Annotated in this window: 13 protein-coding genes; 3 read left to right on the top strand and 10 right to left on the bottom strand. The window is 38.9% G+C overall.

The window, feature by feature from the left end:
• The first annotated feature begins 188 nt into the window (after positions 1 to 188).
• A complete protein-coding gene (locus tag KO513_RS02960) occupies positions 189 to 2222 on the top strand; it encodes a tetratricopeptide repeat-containing sensor histidine kinase (protein WP_252735656.1) in 2034 nt (677 codons plus the stop codon).
• Here the strand turns inward: KO513_RS02960 and bshB1 are convergent.
• From bshB1 to ccsA, 10 genes are all read right to left on the bottom strand, one after another.
• Entirely contained in the window at positions 2219 to 2941 is a 723-nt protein-coding gene (gene bshB1 / locus KO513_RS02955) for a bacillithiol biosynthesis deacetylase BshB1 (protein WP_215912230.1), read from the bottom strand. The genes KO513_RS02960 and bshB1 overlap by 4 nt on opposite strands.
• Positions 2942 to 2973: 32 nt before the next feature.
• Positions 2974 to 4149: a trans-sulfuration enzyme family protein gene (locus KO513_RS02950; protein WP_215912229.1), complete on the bottom strand. Its 1176-nt coding sequence runs from the start codon at positions 4147 to 4149 to the stop codon at positions 2974 to 2976.
• 40 nt (positions 4150 to 4189) lie between these two features.
• Positions 4190 to 5599, bottom strand: coding sequence for an MATE family efflux transporter (locus KO513_RS02945; protein WP_215912228.1), 1410 nt, complete (start codon positions 5597 to 5599; stop codon positions 4190 to 4192).
• A gap of 292 nt (positions 5600 to 5891) precedes the next feature.
• Positions 5892 to 7454 carry a sulfatase family protein gene (locus KO513_RS02940; protein WP_215912227.1) on the bottom strand — a complete coding sequence of 521 codons (1563 nt, stop codon included), beginning with the start codon at positions 7452 to 7454 and terminating at the stop codon, positions 5892 to 5894.
• A 53-nt stretch (positions 7455 to 7507) separates the two neighbouring features.
• The gene (locus KO513_RS02935) at positions 7508 to 10030 is read right to left on the bottom strand and encodes an alkaline phosphatase D family protein (protein ID WP_215912226.1); all 2523 of its coding nucleotides are present in this window, start codon (positions 10028 to 10030) and stop codon (positions 7508 to 7510) included.
• 1 nt (position 10031) lies between these two features.
• On the bottom strand, positions 10032 to 11702 hold the full coding sequence (locus tag KO513_RS02930; RefSeq protein ID WP_215912225.1) for a RagB/SusD family nutrient uptake outer membrane protein: 1671 nt from the start codon (positions 11700 to 11702) through the stop codon (positions 10032 to 10034).
• A gap of 4 nt (positions 11703 to 11706) precedes the next feature.
• Positions 11707 to 15147, bottom strand: a complete 3441-nt coding sequence (locus KO513_RS02925) for a SusC/RagA family TonB-linked outer membrane protein (protein ID WP_215912224.1) — start codon at positions 15145 to 15147, stop codon at positions 11707 to 11709.
• Between the two features lie 101 nt (positions 15148 to 15248).
• Complete coding sequence (locus KO513_RS02920; protein ID WP_215912223.1) at positions 15249 to 16379, bottom strand: FecR family protein; 1131 nt, start codon at positions 16377 to 16379, stop codon at positions 15249 to 15251.
• A 201-nt stretch (positions 16380 to 16580) separates the two neighbouring features.
• Positions 16581 to 17150, bottom strand: coding sequence for an RNA polymerase sigma-70 factor (locus KO513_RS02915; protein WP_215912222.1), 570 nt, complete (start codon positions 17148 to 17150; stop codon positions 16581 to 16583).
• 112 nt (positions 17151 to 17262) lie between these two features.
• On the bottom strand, positions 17263 to 20445 hold the full coding sequence (ccsA, locus tag KO513_RS02910; protein ID WP_252735655.1) for a cytochrome c biogenesis protein CcsA: 3183 nt from the start codon (positions 20443 to 20445) through the stop codon (positions 17263 to 17265).
• 298 nt (positions 20446 to 20743) lie between these two features.
• Here ccsA and KO513_RS02905 point away from each other — a divergent pair, with 298 nt between their 5' ends.
• Together KO513_RS02905 and KO513_RS02900 are read left to right on the top strand one after the other, a co-directional pair.
• On the top strand, positions 20744 to 21508 hold the full coding sequence (locus KO513_RS02905) for a Rossmann-like and DUF2520 domain-containing protein (protein WP_215912221.1): 765 nt from the start codon (positions 20744 to 20746) through the stop codon (positions 21506 to 21508).
• Positions 21492 to 22019: a KdsC family phosphatase gene (locus tag KO513_RS02900; protein WP_215912220.1), complete on the top strand. Its 528-nt coding sequence runs from the start codon at positions 21492 to 21494 to the stop codon at positions 22017 to 22019. Before KO513_RS02905 ends, KO513_RS02900 begins: the two co-directional genes overlap by 17 nt.
• Position 22020 lies beyond the last annotated feature (1 nt).

The raw sequence follows: 22020 nt of genomic DNA, 5'->3' as shown, positions 1-22020 counted from the left end.
CAATAAAATCTTTAAAAACATCGACAAAATGCAAGGTAATCAGGTCAAAACACACAATTTTTAGCGTTTCACAACAAATATTAGAGATATCTACATCATGTAGATACATTAGATGAATAATTAATTTTAAAATGTTTTTCGTCAAATCCCATTCTTTGACCTCTTCAAGGCTATCCAAATTATGCATTTTGCTTTTTGGTATACTGGTGTTGTCTACATTAAAGGCAAACTCACAACAAGAGACGAAGGATAGCTTGCACACCCTCATTAAGGATTTAAGAAAAACACCCAACTTTTCCAATAAGGATACTACTTACATAAATTTACTCAACGACCTGGCGTACGAACTACGGTACTACAATTCGGATAGTCTTTTGCTACTTTCTAATCTTGCCTTGACCTACAGCAGGTCTTCGCACTATAAAAAAGGAGAAAACTATGCTTTGGTAGAAATAGGCAATTACTATTCAGATAAGGGCAACCATTCCAAAAGTATAAGTTACTTTGAAAATGCCTTGGCCATGAGTAAAAGCCGAAAGGATATAGATTTGACCTTAAGGGCCCAAAACAACCTAGCCTCCCAGTTTAGTTATATTGGAAACTATTCCAAATCGTTAATTTATTATTTAGAGGGTATAGACATTGCGAATGAGAACGAAAACAAATTTATGCAGTCTGTACTTAATGAGAACGTAGCTAACCTCTATGCTTCGCAAAAAGACTATACCCAGGCTTTGGAGTTCTACAAAAAAGTAAAGAAGATAAACGAAGATATAGGGAATGAAATTTACTCCGCAGAAACCATGAGTAACATTGCCTCTATTTACGCGGATATGGGTGAATTGGAATACGCCATGTTCAACGCCAATGCGAGTATTGCCATTTTTGAAAAAAATAAAAAGATGGAATGGCTTGCCTATGCCTATGCTATAAAGGGCAAAACCTATTTAAAGGACAATAAATACAAATGGGCGTTATACTGGTATATGCAGAGTGAAATGCTGCATGAAAAAATTCAGGATCCCCGTGGCAAAATAGAATTACTTAACGGCATGTCACAAGCGTACTTAGGCTTAGAAAAGGATGATATGTCCGAGAAGTATGCGTTAGAAGCCTATGACATTTCCAATTCTATTAAAGATATGGAAGGCTCCCAACAATGCGCAAAGACACTTTACAAAATAAATAAGAACAAAGAGAACTTTACAGAAGCTCTAAAATACCACGAAATATTCCAATCGTTGTCAGATACGCTGTCCCGTAACGAAAACAAAAAAAGTTTAACTATGCTCAAAACCAAAATGGAGCATGAAAAGCAAAAGGCCGACCTCATTGAGGAAAACGAGAAGCAATTAGATATGCAAAGGGCTTACGTTAATGTAGCCTTAGGCATACTTTTGATTTTTATTATAGTTACGTTATTGGTGGGTAGAAGTGAAAAAATTCAAAAGAATTTGAACCTGGAGCTTCAGAAGAAAACAGAAGACCTTGAACAAAGTAAACTTGAGCTGCATGAGATAAACGGAACCAAGGATAAGTTATTTTCAATTATAGGACATGACCTACGTGGCCCAATTGCCGCTTTCCAAGGATTACTTAAATTGTTTAAAAACGGAGAAATAGAGCAAAATGAGTTTATGAGCTTTATGCCTAAACTTTCACATGATATAGACCACATATCATTTACGCTTAACAATCTCTTAACCTGGGGGCAAACCCAAATGAACGGGGCCGTAACAAGACCCGAGGTAGTCGCTCTGGAAACCGTAGTAAGAGATAATATTGACCTGCTTTCCGAAATAGCAAAAAATAAATCCATTCGTCTAGTAAACCACTTGGAACCCAAAACGCTTACATGGTCCGATGGTAATCAAATAGACATTGTTATCCGTAACCTTATTAGTAACGCCCTAAAATTTACTCCCGAAAACGGCATGGTTACCATTAACGCAATTGAAAAGAAAAATCAATGGCAAGTTTCTATTCGCGATACCGGTATTGGTATGAACAAAGAAACCATAGGTAAAATTTTCTCCCACAACTCTACCCTAACCACCTACGGTACCAACAATGAAAAAGGCACAGGTCTGGGATTATCCCTATGTAAAGAAATGATAGAGAAAAACAACGGAACCATATGGGTGGAAAGTTTATTACGTAAAGGAAGTACCTTTCACTTTACCTTACCAAGGGCCAAGAACAAATATCAAAAAACGGCCTAAATTAGGTCATCTATATTCTTTATAGCCACAAAGCGCTCTGTGGTAAAGCCTTCTGCATACTCTACCCCTACCAGCCTTCCTAGGTCCCTAGCCCGGTAATTTACACTATCAATAAAGTTCTTACTGCTTATAGGAGTTTCCGGTTCTTTACTCTTGGGGTCATGAAATTGTGAGGAATATGCTAAAATAGCATCCGTTTTCTTAGTAATGAATTCAGAGACATCCACAACAAAATCCGGTTCTATGTTCTTCCATTGAATATAATGGTATACTACCTTGGGCCTCCATTGCGTTTGATTTGCTCCATCAACATCCAATTGGGTTTCAATTTTTATCAGCCCGCTCAAAAAACAAGCATCACTTACCAACTTACTTCCTTTTCCATGGTCTATGTGGCGATCATCAATTGCATTGCACAAAACAATATCCGGTTGGTATTTACGCACCATTTTAATGATTTCTAACTGATGTTCCCTATCGTTTACAAAGAAACCGTCTGCAAATCCTAAATTTTCCCGTGCTGATACTCCAAGAATTTTGGCAGCCGCAGCGGCCTCGTTATCTCTAATCTCGGCGGAACCCCGTGTACCAAGTTCCCCACGTGTCAAATCTATGATACCAACTTTTTTGCCGTTTGCTATGGCTTTGGCAATGGTAGCTCCGGCGCCAAGTTCTACATCATCTGGGTGAGCGCCAAAAGCTAATATATCTAATTTCATTATGTATTTTTGAAAGTTATGCTATGTATAGATTAACTAGTCGTTACTACTTTGGTCAACCTTACTTTTTTCAATGCTTGTTCTATATCGGCAACGAGGTCTTCCGGTTCTTCTATTCCCACCGAAAAGCGAATTAATCCATCTAAAATACCCTGCTTAGCCCTTTCTTCGGCACTTAAAAGTGCGTGCGATGTCTTGGTTGGCGAAAGGACAGTACTCTCTACCCCTGCCAAACTCATTGAAGGTTTTATAAGCTGTAATTCTTTCTGAAATTGGGCCGCATCATAATCTTCATGCAATTCAAAAGACAACATTCCACCAAAACCGTTCATTTGTGCTTTTGCCAATTCATGATCAGGATGGCTCTTTAGCCCTGGGTAATACACTTTGGTAACCGCGTTACTACCCTCTAGATATTCGGCCATACGTTGCGCATTCTCGTTTTGTGCCTTAACCCGCAACCCCATAGTCTTTAAACTTCTTTCGAGCAACCAGACGGTATAATCACTAAGGCTTCCACCAAAATTCTTGGCTAGACCAAAAATCTTATCGATGTTTTCTTCCGTTGATGCTACTGCACCTGCCAAAATATCGGAATGACCTCCCATATATTTGGTTGCACTATGTATAACGATGTCAATACCAAAATCTATAGGATTCTGATTAACAGGACTAGCAAATGTATTATCAATCATGGAAACCAATCCGTGCTTTTTGGCCAGCCTCGCAATGGCATCCATATCGGTTATAGTCAATAGCGGATTTGAAGGTGTTTCAATATAAATCACCTTAGTATTGGATCTAATCTTTTGCTCAAAATCCTCTGGGCGCCAACCTTCGGTGAACGAATATTCTATCCCAAATTTTTCAAACTCCTCTACAATTAGATTATATGTACCTCCGTACAAAACCTGTTGCAAAACAATATGGTCTCCCGCTCTTAAAAAAGTCATTAACGAAGTGGTAATAGCCGCCATTCCGCTTCCAAAAATAAGTCCCGCTTCAGTATGTTCCAGAGCAGCTATTTTTCTACACAAAGCCTCTTGGTTTGGTGTATTAAAGTATCTAGGGTACCGTTTAACATCTACATCCTCAAAAGCATACGAACTGCTCATATAAAGAGGCGAAACAGCACCTTTAAATTGCTCATCCTTTACTTCGCCTACATGGGTACAAATAGTATTTAACCCTATTTTTTTCTGCTCCATAATTTAAAAAGTTTAGAAAGCTAAAGTTACAAAAAGCCTATTAGACACTCACCTTTTTCCAGTTTCCTTTTTTAAACCAGACCATAGAAATCACGGCCAAAAGCACCTCCGCTGCAGTAATAGCAATAAACACGCCCATAGCGCCTAAATTAAAAGTTATGGCAGCCAAGTAAGCAAACGGCAACTGAAACAACCAAAACGCAATAAGATTAATTTTTGTGGGTGTACCCGTATCCCCAGCTCCGTTAAAAGCTTGAGTTACAACCATTCCGTACGCATAGAATATATAGCCAATAGCAATAATTTGTAGACACAGCCCACCGTTTTGGATTACAACCTCATTAGTATTGAACCAACCTACAATATCATAGGCGAAGAATAGGTAAATTAAGGATACCACCCCCATAAAATAGGCGTTGTACTTCCCCGTTTTCCAAACTGAAGTTTCGGCTCGTTCCGGCTGCTGGGCGCCCAAGTTCTGCCCTACCAAAGTTGCTGCGGCATTGCTCATACCCCAAGAAGGCATTAACGTAAAAAGCATAACACGGATGGCAATCGTATATCCTGCCAGTACCTCACTACCAAACTCGGACATCATGCGCATTAAAAACACCCAACTAGAAGTACCAATAAGAAATTGAGCTATACCTCCTAGGGAAACCTTGACTAAATTAAGCATTACATTAAAACGGATGACCATATCCTTAAAGCCAATCTTAATACGGCTCCACCCAAAGAACAAAACCGCTAGTTGAAATAAAACGGCCGTTCCGCGACCTATGTTCGTTGCTATAGCAGCACCTGTTACTCCGTACTTCGGAATGGGTCCCCATCCGAAAATAAAAATAGGATCCAGAATAATATTGAGTCCGTTGGAAAGTACCAAGGCCCACATAGCAACGGAAGCGTCTCCCGCTCCCCTAAAAATTGCGTTGATCAGGAACAAAAGCAAAATGGTAATGTTACCGCCAAGTAAAAGTTGGGTATACCTATACCCTTCGGCAATCAAATCAGGTTCCGCTCCCATTAGCGCTAAAATGTCCTTGGCATATAAAAATCCGAACACGCCAACAAGCAAGGAAACCAAAACACCCAAAGCTATTGCCTGTACGGCCGCTTCTTGGGCTCCTTTTATATCCTTTGCCCCTATACGGCGAGCTACAATGGCCGTTGCCGCCATACTGAGCCCTATAGCAACAGCGTAGACTAACGTTACCACAGATTCCGTAAGACCGATAGTAGCAACGGCATTTACACTTACCTGCGATACATAAGCGATATCTACAATAGCAAAAATGGACTCCATCATCATCTCTAAAATCATGGGGATGGAGAGCATAAAAATGGCTTTCCGGATGCTTCCTGAAGTGAATTCTGTTTCTTTACCGGTTACGGCAACTATAAAGTACTGAAACAGTCTTTTAAAAGTGATTCTATTTAAATGTGGCATTTGAAATGAAATTATGTTGATAAAAGGAAGAGCATGTCAAAACCGAACGAAGAAAGTTCGATTAACCTTAGGCATATAACCTGGTGACATCTATACGGAACATAATTTCTATAACTTCATGATGGTTCAAATATCCAATTAATTTTTTAAATAAAAAAGAAAAAAATAAAACCGCCTCAAACATAACAGGCTCATAATGAACTCCTATCACCTTTGAAGCGGTTAATAATTAAGTGTGTCAGAAAGAATTATTTTGTAAAATAATTAAAACATCCCACCTCAACTTTTTACTCTATTTTAATTCCAACTCCTTGATCTCAACATCAGAAGTACCTCTAATCGCCTCATAATCGGCAATTAATTCTTGAAGTTTTTCCGGGTTTTCTTTAGCAAGGTTTTTCGTCTGACTAATATCTTCTTTAACATTATACAATTGGTATTCACTATCATTACCCAATTCTATATTAACCTGCTTATTTATAGCAGCTCCCTTATATGGTGGTATCATAGCCCAATCTCCTTTTCTAAGGGCCGTTCTAGAACCTGCTTCCAATACCAATTCAGTTCTTGCTTCTTTAGTTTCGCCCAAGAATGCACCTAAAAGGTTCTCACTATCCTCACCTTTTTTATCGCTTCCCACCAATGCCGCAATAGAAGTAAGTAAATCTACTTGACAAACCAAAGCATCTGATTTGGCAGGAGCAATCTTGCCTTTCCAATATGTGATAAATGGAACACGTGTACCCGCCTCGAACAAACTGTATTTACCACCGCGTAAAGCACCTGCCGGTGTATGTTTACCCAATTTTTCTTCGGAATCATCATAGTACCCATCGTTTACTACAGGGCCATTATCACTAGAGAAAACAATAAGTGTATTTTCCAAAAGACCTTGGTTCTCCAAAGTTTTTATGAATTCGCCTACAACCCAATCCGCTTCAAGAATAACATCGCCACGAGGGCCCATTCCGGATTTTCCAACAAAACGTGGGTGAGGTGTACGCGGTACGTGTGGCTGTTGCAAGGCATAATACAAGAAGAAAGGCTCGTCTTTATGAGCGGTTACATATTCCTGTGCTTTTACCAAAAAGTGATCCGCCATTTCCACATCCTTCCATTTAGCGGCCTCGCCACCTTTCATATATCCAATACGCGGAATACCGTTTACAATACTATTGTTATGGCCATGGTGCCATTTCATAGTTGTCAACTCCGGATTATCCAATCCTGTAGGTTCACCCTCAAAGTTCTTTTTGTAATCAACTTCTATAGGATCGTTAGGATCAAGACCGTCTACATTTCCGTTATCAATATATACGGTTGGTACCCTGTCTTGTGTTGCCGCAAGAATATAAGAGTAATCAAAACCAACTTCGTTAGGCCCTGGAGATACTCTCTCGTTCCAATTTACGTTTCCGTTGCCTAAGCCTAAGTGCCACTTTCCTACAATACCCGTATAATAACCTTTTTCCTTAAGCATTTTAGGAACGGTAAGCTGATCCGTACTAATAATTAAAGGAGCTGTGCCCGGAAGTATCTTGGCGTCCTTATTTCTCCAAGGGTATCTACCGGTAAGGATGGCGTAACGACTTGGTGTACACGTAGCCGAAGTAGCATACCCATTAGTAAATTGAACTCCGCCTTCCGCTAGAGCATCAATATTTGGTGTGTTTAATTCCGTTGCACCGTATGAGCTAAGGTCTCCGTACCCCAAATCATCCATATAGATAAAAACAATATTGGGTTGCTTTGGACTTTCATCTGGAACTGCCGCTTTTTCTTCCTTTGATTTACAGCCGGATAACACCAATAATAAGAGGGCTCCTTGTAAAAAATAATTCCTTAAACTTGTCATGAAACTGTTTTGTATTTATAAATTAATTTACTTTCAAATTTATTCCTTTTTGTTTAGACGGAAATAGACTTTTTAGGATCAATGGTTATTTCTATACCACTTATGGTTTTTTCCTTGCCTCCTTCTCCTATTACCAAAGTGTATTTGCCCTGTTCATATACGGAGGGCGTATAACTATTCTCTTTCATACGCATGGCGTGCACCAATTCTTTGGTGTCCTCTTTGATAATTTTTAGTAACTGGTTGGCCGATTCTGTGTTCAACTTAGGAAGGTACCCTATTGGTCTTCGGCCATCATTATCTGTCTGTTGAATTGTTAATGGCCAGCCCGGGTAGGTGTTTTTTTCTGAATCGATATCTAAGTTAGCAAGAAAGCGGATTGCTTCCATTTTTATAGTACGCTTCTTAGTATCAAAAGTAACCAGCCCATAACCTGAAGCCTTTTTCTGTGCTTTTTGGTAACGGTCATACTCTTCTTCAAAATCATCCGTAGGATTTCCTACTGCATAGATATAATTATCGTTTCCAAATCCGTCACGATAACAGCCTGTATTAGGAAGACCATGTTCCGGTCTATCGGTAAAAGGTACATTAACCGAATCCGGTTGCCCCCATCTTGGATACCCCGTAGATATAGCCGGTGTACAGAACGTCCACCCTGCATCCCTAGGTTCATCTATACTGTATTGTACCATAAAGGGTAAATGTTGATCACCATTAATATGAAAAGCACATGCTTTTCTAATAGTCCTTATTACTTCGTCTCTTTTGATTTTTGGCCAACCACCGGAATCTAGATCTCCGAACAAAAATTCTTTTGTTGGCCCGTGGTGCGTACCCACATTAGAAAACAGGGTTTGACTAAGCAATACTTTCATGTTCGCTCCCTTCCAGTCCGCCACCCAATCATTTAAAAAGTCTAGTTGCCTTTGCCCCATAAAATCCAGGTCCTCCGATTCAAGTTCGCCGGGTTTGGCCGGTGCCGTTAAATGATCTATTCTTCCCTCTCCGGACCTAACCATTTCCGGCCCCGATTTAAAAAGCCGATCACTTACAATAGCAAAGCTTACATTACCATAGACCAAGTGCGTGTACCATGTACTAATGTTAGATTTCATAGGCGCTTTATCAAAAGCATCGGGCATATGACCGCATTGAGTTTTGTTAACCACATTTACAAAATTTGGAGTTTGAACTAAACCACCGTGAGCATCGCGGACTTTTTCCCACTCTTCAAAACCAATACCTTCACCACCTTCTCCCCATAGATTACCTTGATATACATCATGATCATCTGGAGTACAGATACTTGGTCTATTCCTTAATACATCACCAAAAGCCCAACCGAACATATACCACTTACCCAAATAGTTGAGAATGGCCTTGTTCTCCGGTTGTCTCTTTATAGGATAACCACCGTTGCCTTCGTACAACTGATCTCCTGAAAAATATAGCATATCAGGGTTAGACCTATTCAAGTTCTCTACTAAAGGGCGGTATGGGAATCCCATAGCATGCTGGCAGGTTAGTCCCCCAAAAGTTAGAGGTCTATCCAAAGGCTCCTTACGAATAACGCCTTCATACACATGGCGTTCTTTATCCAATGTGTAACGCAAACGATATTTTATATCTTCTATGGCGTCCCAATCATCCACAGAAAAAATAGATATAAAAGTTACCGGGTCTATTTGCCCTTTTGCTTCTTTTATCCATTTTCCGTTTCTCAAAAATTGAAGTTCTATTTTTTGGGAATCCTTTTCGCCAATTGGCGGAAGCTGTGCGGTTAGTTTTAATTTACCCCTAGAAAGGGTGTACATTGCCCATAAAATGGGGCCAAAACTATTTTCCGCCTTGTGTTGCACTTTTGAGCCCGATAATTTTACATCGGCCCACCAAAAAGTGCTTTCTTTTTTTTCATTTCCTTTATTCTCTAAAGCCACTAGCCCACTAAGGTTACCCTCTAGCGTATGTCTTAACGTTGCTGTCTTCCCATTTGCATCAGTAGCCAGAAGCGTAAGCTCAGTTTCTTTTTTCTTATTCTGTGCTTTTAACTGTAAAGAGAAGTTCTGAAAACCGAATCCCTCCGGTAGCTTTTCCTTCTGCTTATCAATATAAATTTCTCCTTCTAGATTTATCCCTATGGAAATACCTTTTCCAAAATAACAAGCAGCTTTAACACTATTAGGATCCGTATAGTCTTTTATACCAACCGAAAAGCCAACGCCTCCTTTATCCCCCTTATTCTGCAACAAACCTAAATTACCCGAAAGCATGAAATCTCCCTGATTGCCGTTAAGAATATGAGTCAAAATGTGAAGCCTTGATTGCTTTTCCACACCGGAAAACTCCAATCTGTTGTTTTTTATTTCCCAATCTTCCATGGGCACTGCCCAGAAAGAACTCCCTATCCATACCCTTTGGTTCAGCTTTGTAAAATCAGTTTTAAAACTATCATTTGCTGTATCAAAAGCGGTATTTTCTACAAAATCCTTTGCCAAAATAGGGTTAAAAGGACTTGCCAACATGGGCACGGCAAGTCCTAGGTTCTGTATAAACTTTCTCCTTTTTATGGTCATCTTAATTACCCAATTTAGGGTTAACATTTACCTCAGACTCTGGAATAGGCCAAATATTGTCTACACCTGCCCTAAAGTTTTTTGAAGTAACAAACCATCTGGATTGTGGGTCAATTTTCTTTGATGTTGTTGGATATAATGTGGAATTTGGAAAAGGAGCTCCCCAAAAATCACCGGTTAAAACTTCGTCACCAATGTCCCATCTAAAAATATCCCAAAGACGTTGACCTTCCAACGCTAATTCAATTCTTCTTTCATTTCTTAATATAGGACGAAGCGCCGCCGGATCAGTTTCCGTTATAGGCGGAAGCCCTACGGACGCACGACCACGCACTTGGTTAATAGTTTCATCCAGTAAAGCCTGTGTTATTGGATTACCCGCCTCAAGTTCTGCTTCTAAATAACTCAATAAAACTTCGGCATATCTAATAATCGGGAGATTGCCTCCATAATCCGACCTTAGATTTCCACTGAAAGACTCGTCAAAAAACTTACGTAGTCCGTACCCAGTTCTCGTTGCCTGTTTAGAATAGGTTAACTGATCTAAAGATTCAGTATGATCTGGGTGACAGTCATAAATCTTATCCCCAAAAGTAGAGCCGTCCCAGAGTAGGTTATACCTGAACCTTGGATCTCTATTGGCTCCCATATCATCATAGTCAAATCTAGGGTCATCATAGGATAGTGGTGTACCGTCGTCAAAACCATAAGCATCTGCCAGACTCCCTAAAGGGTTGACAATATGCCAACCAGAAGACACAGCAGGATAAGCATGTTGTGGTAATGCATTACCGGCTTGGCCGCCAAAATATTGTGTGCTGAAAATATTTTCACTGCTGCCTTCATTGGCCGGAGTAAAGAGAGAAGCATAGTCTGGATCTATCACATTCTCACCCATATCGATAATTTCTTTGTACACCTTTGATGCTTCCGCAAAGTTCTTTTCCCCCAGGTACATTCTGCCCAAGAAAGCCAAAGCCGCCTGCTTGTTGGCTCTACCTGCCTCCGTACCGGACAATTCCGCATACGATGGTAAATCTGCAGCGGCGGCCTGCAACTCACTAATTACAAAAGAAACCAATTCTGCTTTTGTTGCTTTATCAACATTGTTTGCCTCATCAGGAGTTAATGTGGTAGTAACTAAAGGAGCACTACCCCAGAACTGGGTAATATAGAAATAGGTGGCCGCCCTTAGAAAACGTACCTCGGCACTCATTCTGTCAATTTTGGATTGATCCATATCAACATTACCCACGTTTTCCAAGAAATCGTTACAAATGGCAATTCGCTTATAAGAACCTTTCCAATATCCGTTAATAACATTATTGTTGGGTAAAAGCGTGCCGTTCGTCAAACGGTTTTGAGTAGAGTTATCCCCTCTACGGTCATACGCGTTATCCGTTGCGAACTCCATAAAAACAATTCCGCAATAGGTCCACCAATCAGATGGCACTACCTGAGTTCCGTATTCAATGGCACCGCGGTAAGCACCTGTTAAAGCTATAGTTGCATTAGACTCCGATGTCCAAAAATTATCTTTTGCAAAAGCGTTGCTCGGAAATTGTTCCAGTTCTTTGTCGCAACCTGAAAAAAGTACCACTGCCAAGCCCAAAATAATGAACCGAGCAAAAGATGGAATACGACTTATATATGTGTATAAAGTATTTGACATTGTTCTAAAATTTTAAGTTTAAACCAAAGGTGTACGTTGTTAAAATAGGGTAATAACCACCTGATGAATTAATTTCAGGATCCCACCCGTCTCTGTAAGATTTGAAAGTGTGCAAGTTTTCTGCACCCAGATATACTCTTAGGTTGTCTATGCCTACCAATTCGGTAACCGATGATGAAAAGTTATAGCCCAATTGTACGTTTTTAACCCTTAGGTACCCGGCATCTATCACCCAAAAATCAGAGGTTGTCGTGTTTGGAGTACCACTATTCGTAACCACCTCTAGCCTAGGATACTCTGGGTAACGTACCGGATTTTCCGGATCGAACCTACCTTCCATTTGCCATCTTTGAATATTACCCAAATTGAAAAATGCATATCCGGCGTAATTGGTCAACTCTCCTTTTACACCACCAACACCTTGTAAGAACAAAGAGAAATCAAAGTTTTTATAATTTAAATTGATGTTGGCCCCATACGTATACTTTGGTATACGACTACCTAAATATTTACGATCGTAGGTAGGATCAACCTTTCCATCCGGTACACCATCAGGACCGCTAATATCCTTATATCTGAAATCACCAGCTTGCGAACCAGGATTTACAGCAGTTTGATCTGCCCAACTAGAAACTTCGCCGTCATTAAGAAAAACACCGTCCGTCTCATATCCATAATACATTTGCATAGGAAAACCGATAAAAAGGTCCGATCCGTTACCAACGTAACCATTGGGCTGGTCTACATTACCCAAACCTAATGTAACGACCTCATTTTCTATTACCGAGAAGTTTCCGTTAATGGAATAACTAAAATCACCTTTACTTCCCCTATGTCCTATATCAAATTCCCAACCGGTATTCTTAACCGCACCCGTATTGGTTTCACTAATACCAACTCCTAATACCGAGGATACACTGGAAGATGGTTTAAAAAGAACATCTGTTGTATTTCTTCTAAAATAGGTAGCGTTAAAAGTTAGTTTTCCATCAAAAAACCCTGTTTCAAGACCAATATCAGTAGTTTCTGTAGATTCCCATTTAATATTGGCATCACGATACGTAGAATACGCCGCACCAGTTGAAAGTCCGCCACCCAATGAATAATCACGACCAGAAGCTAAAACGGTTTGGTACGGATAGTTACCAATATTCTGGTTTCCTAAAATGCCCCAAGAAGCTTTAACCTTTAAATTAGAAAGCCAATCTACTTCCTGTAAGAATGATTCCTGAGATGCTCTCCAACCAAACGCCGCTGCCGGGAAAACTGCGTACTTATTACTTTTAGGAAATCTAGAAGACCCATCATAACGCAATGTGGCCTCAAAAAGATAGCGCTCATCAAAACTATATTTCAAACGGGAAAAGAAAGATTGCAAAGCCCATTCTGCATCAAAACCTGCCGTCTGTTGGTTTTCAGCACTTCCTAGGTCCAATACAGTATAGTCATTGCTCGCAAAATCTTGACGGTATCCGTTGAAAAACGAAAACTCTTCGTTTTCAAAAGAATAACCTCCCAAAAAACTAAAGTCATGAACGCCTACTTCTTTGGACCACTCTCCCGTAAATTGAAGTGTTTTATAAAGTTCCTTATTGCTATATTGATTTAAATAGGACTGTCCCAGGTTAATTTGATCATTAAGTCGCTGAGATGCGTAATATGAGCGCTCCTCATGTAAAGTGAAATTATATCCGCCTATGGCCGAAAACACCAAATTGTCATTAGGTTTATAATCAAGCTTTACATTTATTCCCGCTTTAGTACGTGGGTTTTCCAAATAAGAATCAGAAGCCAACCAAGCAACCGGTGTACCTCCACTTTCAGGGCCAATACCAAAATTACCTTGAGAATCCTGACCCAATTCTATTGCCGGATATCTAACTGCATTGGATACCAGTTGCGTAACGAAACTTCCTGCGTTATTGGTGGCATCACTGGCCCTATCACTTTCACCTTGGTATCCGGAACCCTTGTTACCCGTTACTTGTGGTTCTTCCCTCTTCTCTACAGAGCCGTAAAACCTAGTGCTCAAATCAAACTTACTGCCCAACTTGTTCTGAAGGTTCATTCTAAAATTGTACCGGTTAAAGCTATTTTTTGGTACGATACCATCCTGCTCCAAAATACCTGCAGAAACGTAATACTTGTTCTTTTCATCACCTCCATTTAAGGTTAACGTATGGGACGTCTGAACACCGTTTTTAGAGAAAAGATCCTCCAGAAATTTTGTATTCGGATAATTATCCGGGTCATCCTGAGCTTTATATTTTGCTATGTCTTCCGCAGAAAAGCTGTTGCTACCAGAAGCTATGTTGTACATTTCTGCATATTCCCAAGAATTAACAAATTCAGGAAGCTCGGTAGCGGCATTAAACCCTACATAGCTGTTGTAATTGATAGAAAATTTATTCTCGCTACCATTTTTAGTGGTAATAAGGATAACCCCATTAGCAGAACGTGCCCCATAAATAGCTGCTGAAGAAGCGTCTTTTAATACCGAAATGGATTTGATATCATCCGGATTAATGTCGTTCATGCTCCCCGCAATACCATCTATCAACACCAAAGCATCTGGCGTAGCTCCAAAAGAACCAACACCTCTAACACTTATATTTCCTCCACTCTGACCTGGCCTACCCGAACGTTGCACTACGGTAACCCCTGGCATTTGACCTGTAATGGCTTGCGATACTTGAGTAACCGGTCTATTTTCAATATCCTTGGAGGATACCTGAGAAACCGAACCAATTACATTTACTTTTTTCTGTGTGCCAAAACCTACTACAACAACCTCGTCCAATCCAGCAGCACTTTCTACTAACTGAACGGTTAATGAAGTTTGCCCGTTAACCGGTATCTCTTTAGTAGCAAAACCTATATAGGAGACCACCAAAATAGCATCATCAGAGCTTAATTCCAGACTAAAATTTCCATCAAAATCTGTTGTAACACCATTAGTAGTACCTTTTTCAACCACATTTGCCCCCGCCAAAGGCACACCGGTTTCATCTGTAATTACCCCGATTATGGTCTGTTGTTCTTCCTTAATTCTATCAGATAATAGTAATTTATTCTCGTTTTTTAAAGGTTTTTTATTTTTGAGAACAATCTGATTTTTAACTAAAGTATAGGTTACATCTTCTCCAAATAATACGCCTAACACTTCTTTTATAGGGCGCTTATCTATATTGATCGTCACTCTTTTAGCAACATTGAGCTGTCCTGTTTTGTAAAAGAATCTAAACTCACTTTGCGTTTCTATTTTTTTAAGTACACTTTCAATAGTCTCATTGTTTGCCTCAATAGAAACCTTCTTGTTTTGCGAATAGGAATTCGCATGAAGGTTGAACAAGGCAAAAGCAAACATTAGAATGGAGATTTTCACTGTTCGGTTCTTGTTAAGAATGTTTTTCAATAGAATGAAAAACAATGGTTTTTTTTCCATATTTTTAAAGGATTTTGATTTGTTATTTCTAGTATTAAAATCACTCTTGATCGGGGAACGTGGCAGCGTTTCCCGATTTTTTTCTTTAAGTTAAGTCATGGTTATACTGGTTTTTTAATTAATATATGATTGTTGGTTATTTCATAATCGAACTCTGCACTTTCCTTAAAAGTATCAAGCAGGTCCTGTATGGTTTCATTTTCAAAATATCCTCTAAAGCGCACCGCTTCTAACTCCGTATATCCGTTTTCAATACGGACTCCATAACGTCTTTCAATTTTTTTAATAATATCCTTAAAGGATTCGTTATTAAAAGTTAGATCTCCGTTTCGCCAGTTTAAATAATCATGTATATCAACTTCACTTATGACCAAAGCGCCTTCTGTCATTGCTGCCTTCTGGCCCGGTTTTAGGAAACTTAAGTCCTCGTTCATTGTCTCTTCGCGTTTATCGCTAATGGCCACACTACCTTCTGCGAGTACGGCATACGCTTCTTCATTGGCATAACTGCTAACATTAAAATGGGTTCCTAAAACTTGAACATCCATATCTTTAGCCTCTACCACAAATTTGTGTAATGAATCTTTGGCCACTTCAAAATAAGCCTCTCCTTTTAAGAATACCCTTCTATCCTTTCCTTCAACAAAACTTACGGGATATTTTAAAGAGGTATCTGCATTTAGGTGTACCAAGGTGCCGTCCGACAGCTTTAATTCAAATGTTTTTCCTTTTGGGATAATAATCTCATTATACACCAACTCTTGCGTTGGTTTACCATGATAAACAATTTGGTCGTTATCTTGTGAAGCCAGAACGTTTCCATCTGCATCCGTAATAGCTTCGCCGTTACCTACAATTATTTTTTTGGATTGATTATTACTCGTTTTTAATACAATTGCATTGTCCTCTATTAGTAGTTCAGGAGATTTATCTTCCTGAATTCTCAAAAAATTAAAAACTAACCCTAGTCCTACCACACCAATAAAAATGGCTGCATACTTTAAAACAGAGCGATTAAAATTGATATTTCTTGTTTTTGTAGGTGACTCGGTTTTCTTAGCTATTTTGTTCCATATTTCTTGTTTTACCTGTCCATCAAACTTAAAGTTTGACATTTGCTCATCCTCACCTTGATAGGATTCTAGGAACCGTTCTAAGAGTTCTTTTTCCACCTGAGAGCAATTGTTATTTACGTATTTTTTGAAAAGCTTTTTTGCCTTTTTTTCATTCATCTGGGTCGCAATTAAATAACGATACTACTATTAAGTACCCTAATTAATGCGATGGTACACGTTGAAAGTCAATTATTTTTCAAAATTGATAAAATATAAGTGAAAAAATTAAGATATTCTCACCTTTAAAGTCGATGAATGATTTTTAAAAATGCGGATAACACACTAATATTCAGGAAGGTTGAAAGGATATTAGATTGGTTAATGCAGAAGAATAAGCGATATAATAACGGCCTCTTCTAATTGAAGGTGATTTCTAAGAAAAGCCAGTGCTTTTGAAATTTGATTTTTTACGGCCTGAACGGATATTTGAAGCTCTTCCGCAATTTCTTTGTTGGATTTGTGATGGTACCGGCTCAATACAAAGATATGACGACACCTTTTGGGCAGTTTGGCAACATGATCACGAATTATTTGATTGAGTTCCGAATATTCAAGTTCCCCCGAAACATTCATGGAAACATCTATAATATTCAACCGTGTTAAATCTTCTGTAGAAAGTTTGTTGTTCCTAAAATGATTAAATACCTGAAACTTTACCGCTTGAAACAGATAGGGTTTTAAAGCAGAAATATTGGTCGTCTTTCTTTTGGCCCAGAGTGAAATAAAAACTTCTTGAATAATATCCTCACAAATGGTCCTCTCTTTTATAATATTGAAAGCATATACAAATAACACCTTTGAATATTTCTCATAAACCGCTCTGAAAGAAGCATTATTGTCTTCTTTCATACCGTTCAATAATTCAATATCTTCTGTTATCATCTTCATTCTACAGCAATAAGTATGCTAAATCTATAAAAAATAGACCGAAAATTACAATAACAGTAAAAAGATGACTCGATTTTAGGTGATTATCTCAAAATCTAATGGAAATGTAATCCTATTTCACATAGTTTGCCCTATACCTCCAATAACTTATGGCACCAAGAATTACCGCTCCTAAAGCTATATACCAAACATAATCTGGAGTAATAGCGGCTGCGCCACTTTGTCCGTAACTATGAAGACCTACCAAATAATAATTTACTCCAAAATATGTCATCATAATACTTCCAAATGCTATAACACTAAGAAAATTGAAAGTCCATCTACTCCTTAAACCAGGAACCAAACGTGTGTGAACCACAAAGGCATATACCATAATAGAAATTAGTGCCCAAGTTTCTTTTGGATCCCAACCCCAATATCTACCCCAACTCTCATTGGCCCATTGTCCGCCCAAGAAATTACCTATAGTAAGCATCACAAGACCTACGGTCATAGAAAGTTCATTGATTATAGTCAGTTCTTTAATGTTCAGGTCCATTACCGCTTTGTTCTTCTTATTGGTACATATCATAAGTAACAAAGAAACCAAACCAAGAATCATAGCTACGGATAATGGGCCGTAACTGGCAACAATTACAGCTACGTGAACCATAAGCCAATAACTATCCAATACAGGTACCAAGGTTGAAATTGCAGGGTCTACCCAATTTAAATGTGCAATAGCAAGTAACATACTTGTAACAAAAGCCGATGCTGCAATGGTCATATCACTCTTTCTGGCAAACAGAAGACCCATTCCCATGGTTGCCCATGATACATAAAGAATACTTTCGTACGCATTTGTCCAAGGCGCATGACCAGATATATACCATCGCAATACAAGGCCGGCCGTATGCCATAGGAACAAGATAAAAATAGTGCCTTTTAAAGCATAAACCCCTATACGCCATATAGAACGGTCTTTAAAAATCTGAAACACCAAAACAAAGAACATAATTACACCTACTAAAGCGTAAAGACGATATAGGGAATTGAAAATATCAAGTTTATTATAAATTACCTCCGTATTGATTTTAGATTCCGATGGAAGCACCTCCTTACCATGGTTCTTTTGATTTTGCTTAAAGGCATCCAAAAGCTTATCGGCATTGGTATAATCTCCCGTTTCTTTTGCCTTGCGCAATGTCATGAGGTAGTAAGGCAGCGAATTTTTTATAAAATTGGCATAGAGCGAATCCGAAACCTGATACTGCCCTCCCCTATATTCTATCGCCGAAATCCATTTGTTATTCTCATCGTTCAACAAAGGAAAAATCTTTATGATACGACCACTCAAGGCTTGATCCAAAAGGCTTAACCGAACATTGGCATCCTTAATATCGGTATCAAATTTATTCGGGATATTTGTTGATGTGGCTTTTGCCAAAAAGGGCTCTAACTTATAGTTTCCTTCTTTGTCAAAAAAGTCCGTTGCCTTTACAAACTCTTGGCCTTCGGGAATACCTATTACATGACGGATACTATCGTTCTTCCCTTTTTTATCAACGGCCAAAAACTGTGCATTGTACCATGCCGCCGGACTCAGCATCATAGATAAGAACACCTGATCGGCATTCATGTCTTTATACACATCCTTTAAACTTAGCTTTCTTAGTAATTCCGAAGAAAACGTGTTTATAGGCTTCATACGACCTCCTTCGTCTTGAATCACAAGTTTTCCAAACTTCTCCGCATGCTCTTCAGAAACAATCGTAGTCTGTAAAAGCGAATCTATTTGAGACTGTGTTGGCGCCATACTAACCCCATGGTCATGGCCGTCATCTGCGGTGTGTTCTTGGGCGTTGGTACTCAACAACATACCCAAAACAAGAACCGTTGTAAGTTTTGCCCTTTTATTCTTTAATTTTTCCAATGACACGGCCAAATCCTTAAACCGGGTCTTTCCAAAGAACATAATCCCCATTAAACCAATATAAAGCAAGAAATACCCTAAATAGGTTATACCTGTACCCCATTGATCATGGTTTACCGATAAAATAGTTCCTTTTTCATCCGGGTGAAAACTAGATTGGAAGAACCGGTATCCTTTGTGATCCAAAATATTGTTCATGAAAATCTTATAGTCAAAAGGACGCTCATCTTCAACTGTAACCTTACTCATAAAGGATTTGTACCCTTGCTCGGTTCCCGGATACTTTTCTGCAATAAAATCGTTTAGTTTAATGCTGAACGGAAGTTCATATACTTTGGAGCCATAACTCAAACTAAAATCCAATCCACCCACATTTATTTTATCCGAAAAATTAGAAACCCCTTTACCACCCAGTAATTTTTGCTGTACTGTTTCGCCGTTTACGGTAATGTCTACAATCATAGCATCCATAGTAGCATCCGTTATTTCGTTCTTCGGAACTTTTACTATGCCGTAAGAGCCTTTAACTATGGGCTCCGGTATAACAAATTGCATCCCGGCGGTTGCATACAAAGAGCGTAACTGCAATTCCTGTATACTATCCTTTATCAACTGACCTTGAAATTGGTCCGCCATACGCATAAAACTACCTTCAAAAGGAGATTCTATTTCGTAAGCACCATCCTTTTCTAAAATATTAATTGCTCCCTCCGTTCTCTTATTCAAAGAGAAAAGTACGTTGTGAATGCTAGAAACTTGGCCACTTTCCAAAAAGTGCTCATGGCGCTGGCCATCTCCAGCTTCAACAATCTTTAAGTATTCCTTACCATTTTCATCCGGAATCATTCCTTCTTTGGCCCCATCTATAAAACCGGCATAGGAAATAGTAAACGGCTGTCCGTTAAAATCTGACTTCCATGGTAAATTAGACTTGATATCTTGGGCAGTTACTATTAAATCTTCCTGTAAAGTTTTTCTTTTGGCCTCGCCATTAATCTCTCCATCTACGTAAGCTGTCAAGTATGTTTTATCCGAGTAGAATACTTTTTCTGATTGCCCCTCTCTAATAGGCATCATACCCTCATAACTGATATATCTCGTAACGAACGCTCCAATTATGATAAAAATCCATGAAAGGTGAAGCGTTAAAACTGCCCATTTTTCCCATCGTAGAAGACGGTACCTAAACATGTTACCAATAAAATTGATGACAAAAAACACCATAATAGCCTCAAACCACCAAGTATTATAAATCCAGATTCTTGCGGTCTCGGTACTGTACTTACTTTCAATAAAAGTACCTAGCCCCATGGCCACTGCAAACACTATAAAAAGAACGGACATTAAACGTGTGGAGAAAAAGAATTTTTTGAGCATGTTCATGAGCAGCAGCTAAAATGGTTTTCAGCATGCAAAAATACGCCCTTTTTATTATTTAGAGGAAGATAGACGGACCTAAAGTCTTATCAAAACTGTTAATTATAAGTGAAAATTTTAAGAAATTCGTTTTAAGAAATCACTCTTTTTCATAAAGCATAAAAGGCTAACCTATTCATTGCAAATAACACAGACATCTCAGATTTGCATACGCACCCTCAACCGTAAAAAAACAACTTCTCGTTTCTTCACTTTTCTACAATCCAAAGTAAACAATACATAAATATATGCTTATTTTCGCTGCATGATCAAGGTTAGTATTTTAGGAACCGGAAATGTTGCCACCCACCTTTTCAGGGCTTTTTCCAACTCTGCAGAGATTGAAATTGTTCAGGTAATAGGTAGAAACAAAGAGGCGCTTCAAGCCTTTGGAACGGAAGAAAAGACCACAACGGATTTCTCTAGATTAAAATTTTCAGACATTTATATTGTTGCTTTAAGTGATTCTTCTATAAATTCTGTTTCACAGGAAATTACAATTAACAACAGTTTAATTGTTCATACCTCTGGAAATACTCCAATGAGCGCGCTCTCTACGCACCAAAGACGAGGAGTGTTTTATCCATTACAGACTTTTAGCAAATCTAATGAGCTGGATTTTAAAAATGTTCCCGTCTGCCTGGAAGCGAATGACGAAGCCGATTTGGCCTTGTTAAAAAAACTCGCCCATCTGGTTTCAGAAAATGTTTATGAAATAAGCACGGAACAACGCAAAAGCCTTCACCTTGCCGCTGTATTCACAAATAACTTTACAAACTACATGTACCATGTTGGCTCTGAAATCTGCAAAGAGAATAATGTGCCTTTTGAAATATTGAGTCCGCTTATTCAAGAAACAGCGGAAAAAATAAAAAACCTATCTCCTTTTGATGCCCAAACGGGCCCAGCTAGAAGAGGAGACCACAATACCATATCAAATCACTTAGAACAATTAAATAATCCCGAGTACAAAGCGGTCTATGAACTGCTCAGCAAATCAATAGAAAAAACATATGGAAAAGAGTTATAAAGAATACCTTAAGAACATAGATACTTTTATTTTTGATGTAGATGGGGTTTTTACGGACAGTACCCTAATCATTACTACCGAAGGAGAAATGCTCCGCAGAATGAGCGTTAAAGACGGTTATGCGGTTAAGACCGCCCTTCAGAAAGGGTATAAAATCTGTATTATCTCAGGAGGAACCAACGAAGGAGTCCGTAAACGATTAAAAGAACTTGGAGTTACGGACATTTATTTAGGCGCGCACCATAAAATGGATGTCCTGAAAGAGTATATGGACAAGCATGGTATTGACCCAAGCACAATGCTTTATATGGGTGATGATATTCCGGATATTCCACCAATGGAAACCGTTGCCCTACCCACTTGCCCGCAGAACGCCGTACCGGAAGTAAAAGCAAGATCTATGTATGTTTCCCATAAAAACGGCGGCGAAGGCTGCGTAAGGGATGTTATAGAACAAGTCTTAAAAGTAAAAGGGCATTGGATGACTAATTTTAGCGCGGCAAACGATTAAT

This window comes from Zobellia sp. B3R18 (genome assembly GCF_018860715.1).
Lineage (GTDB): Bacteria > Bacteroidota > Bacteroidia > Flavobacteriales > Flavobacteriaceae > Zobellia > Zobellia russellii.
The sequence above is the reverse complement of the archived record's forward strand: the minus strand, read 5'-3'. Positions and strand labels throughout refer to the sequence as shown.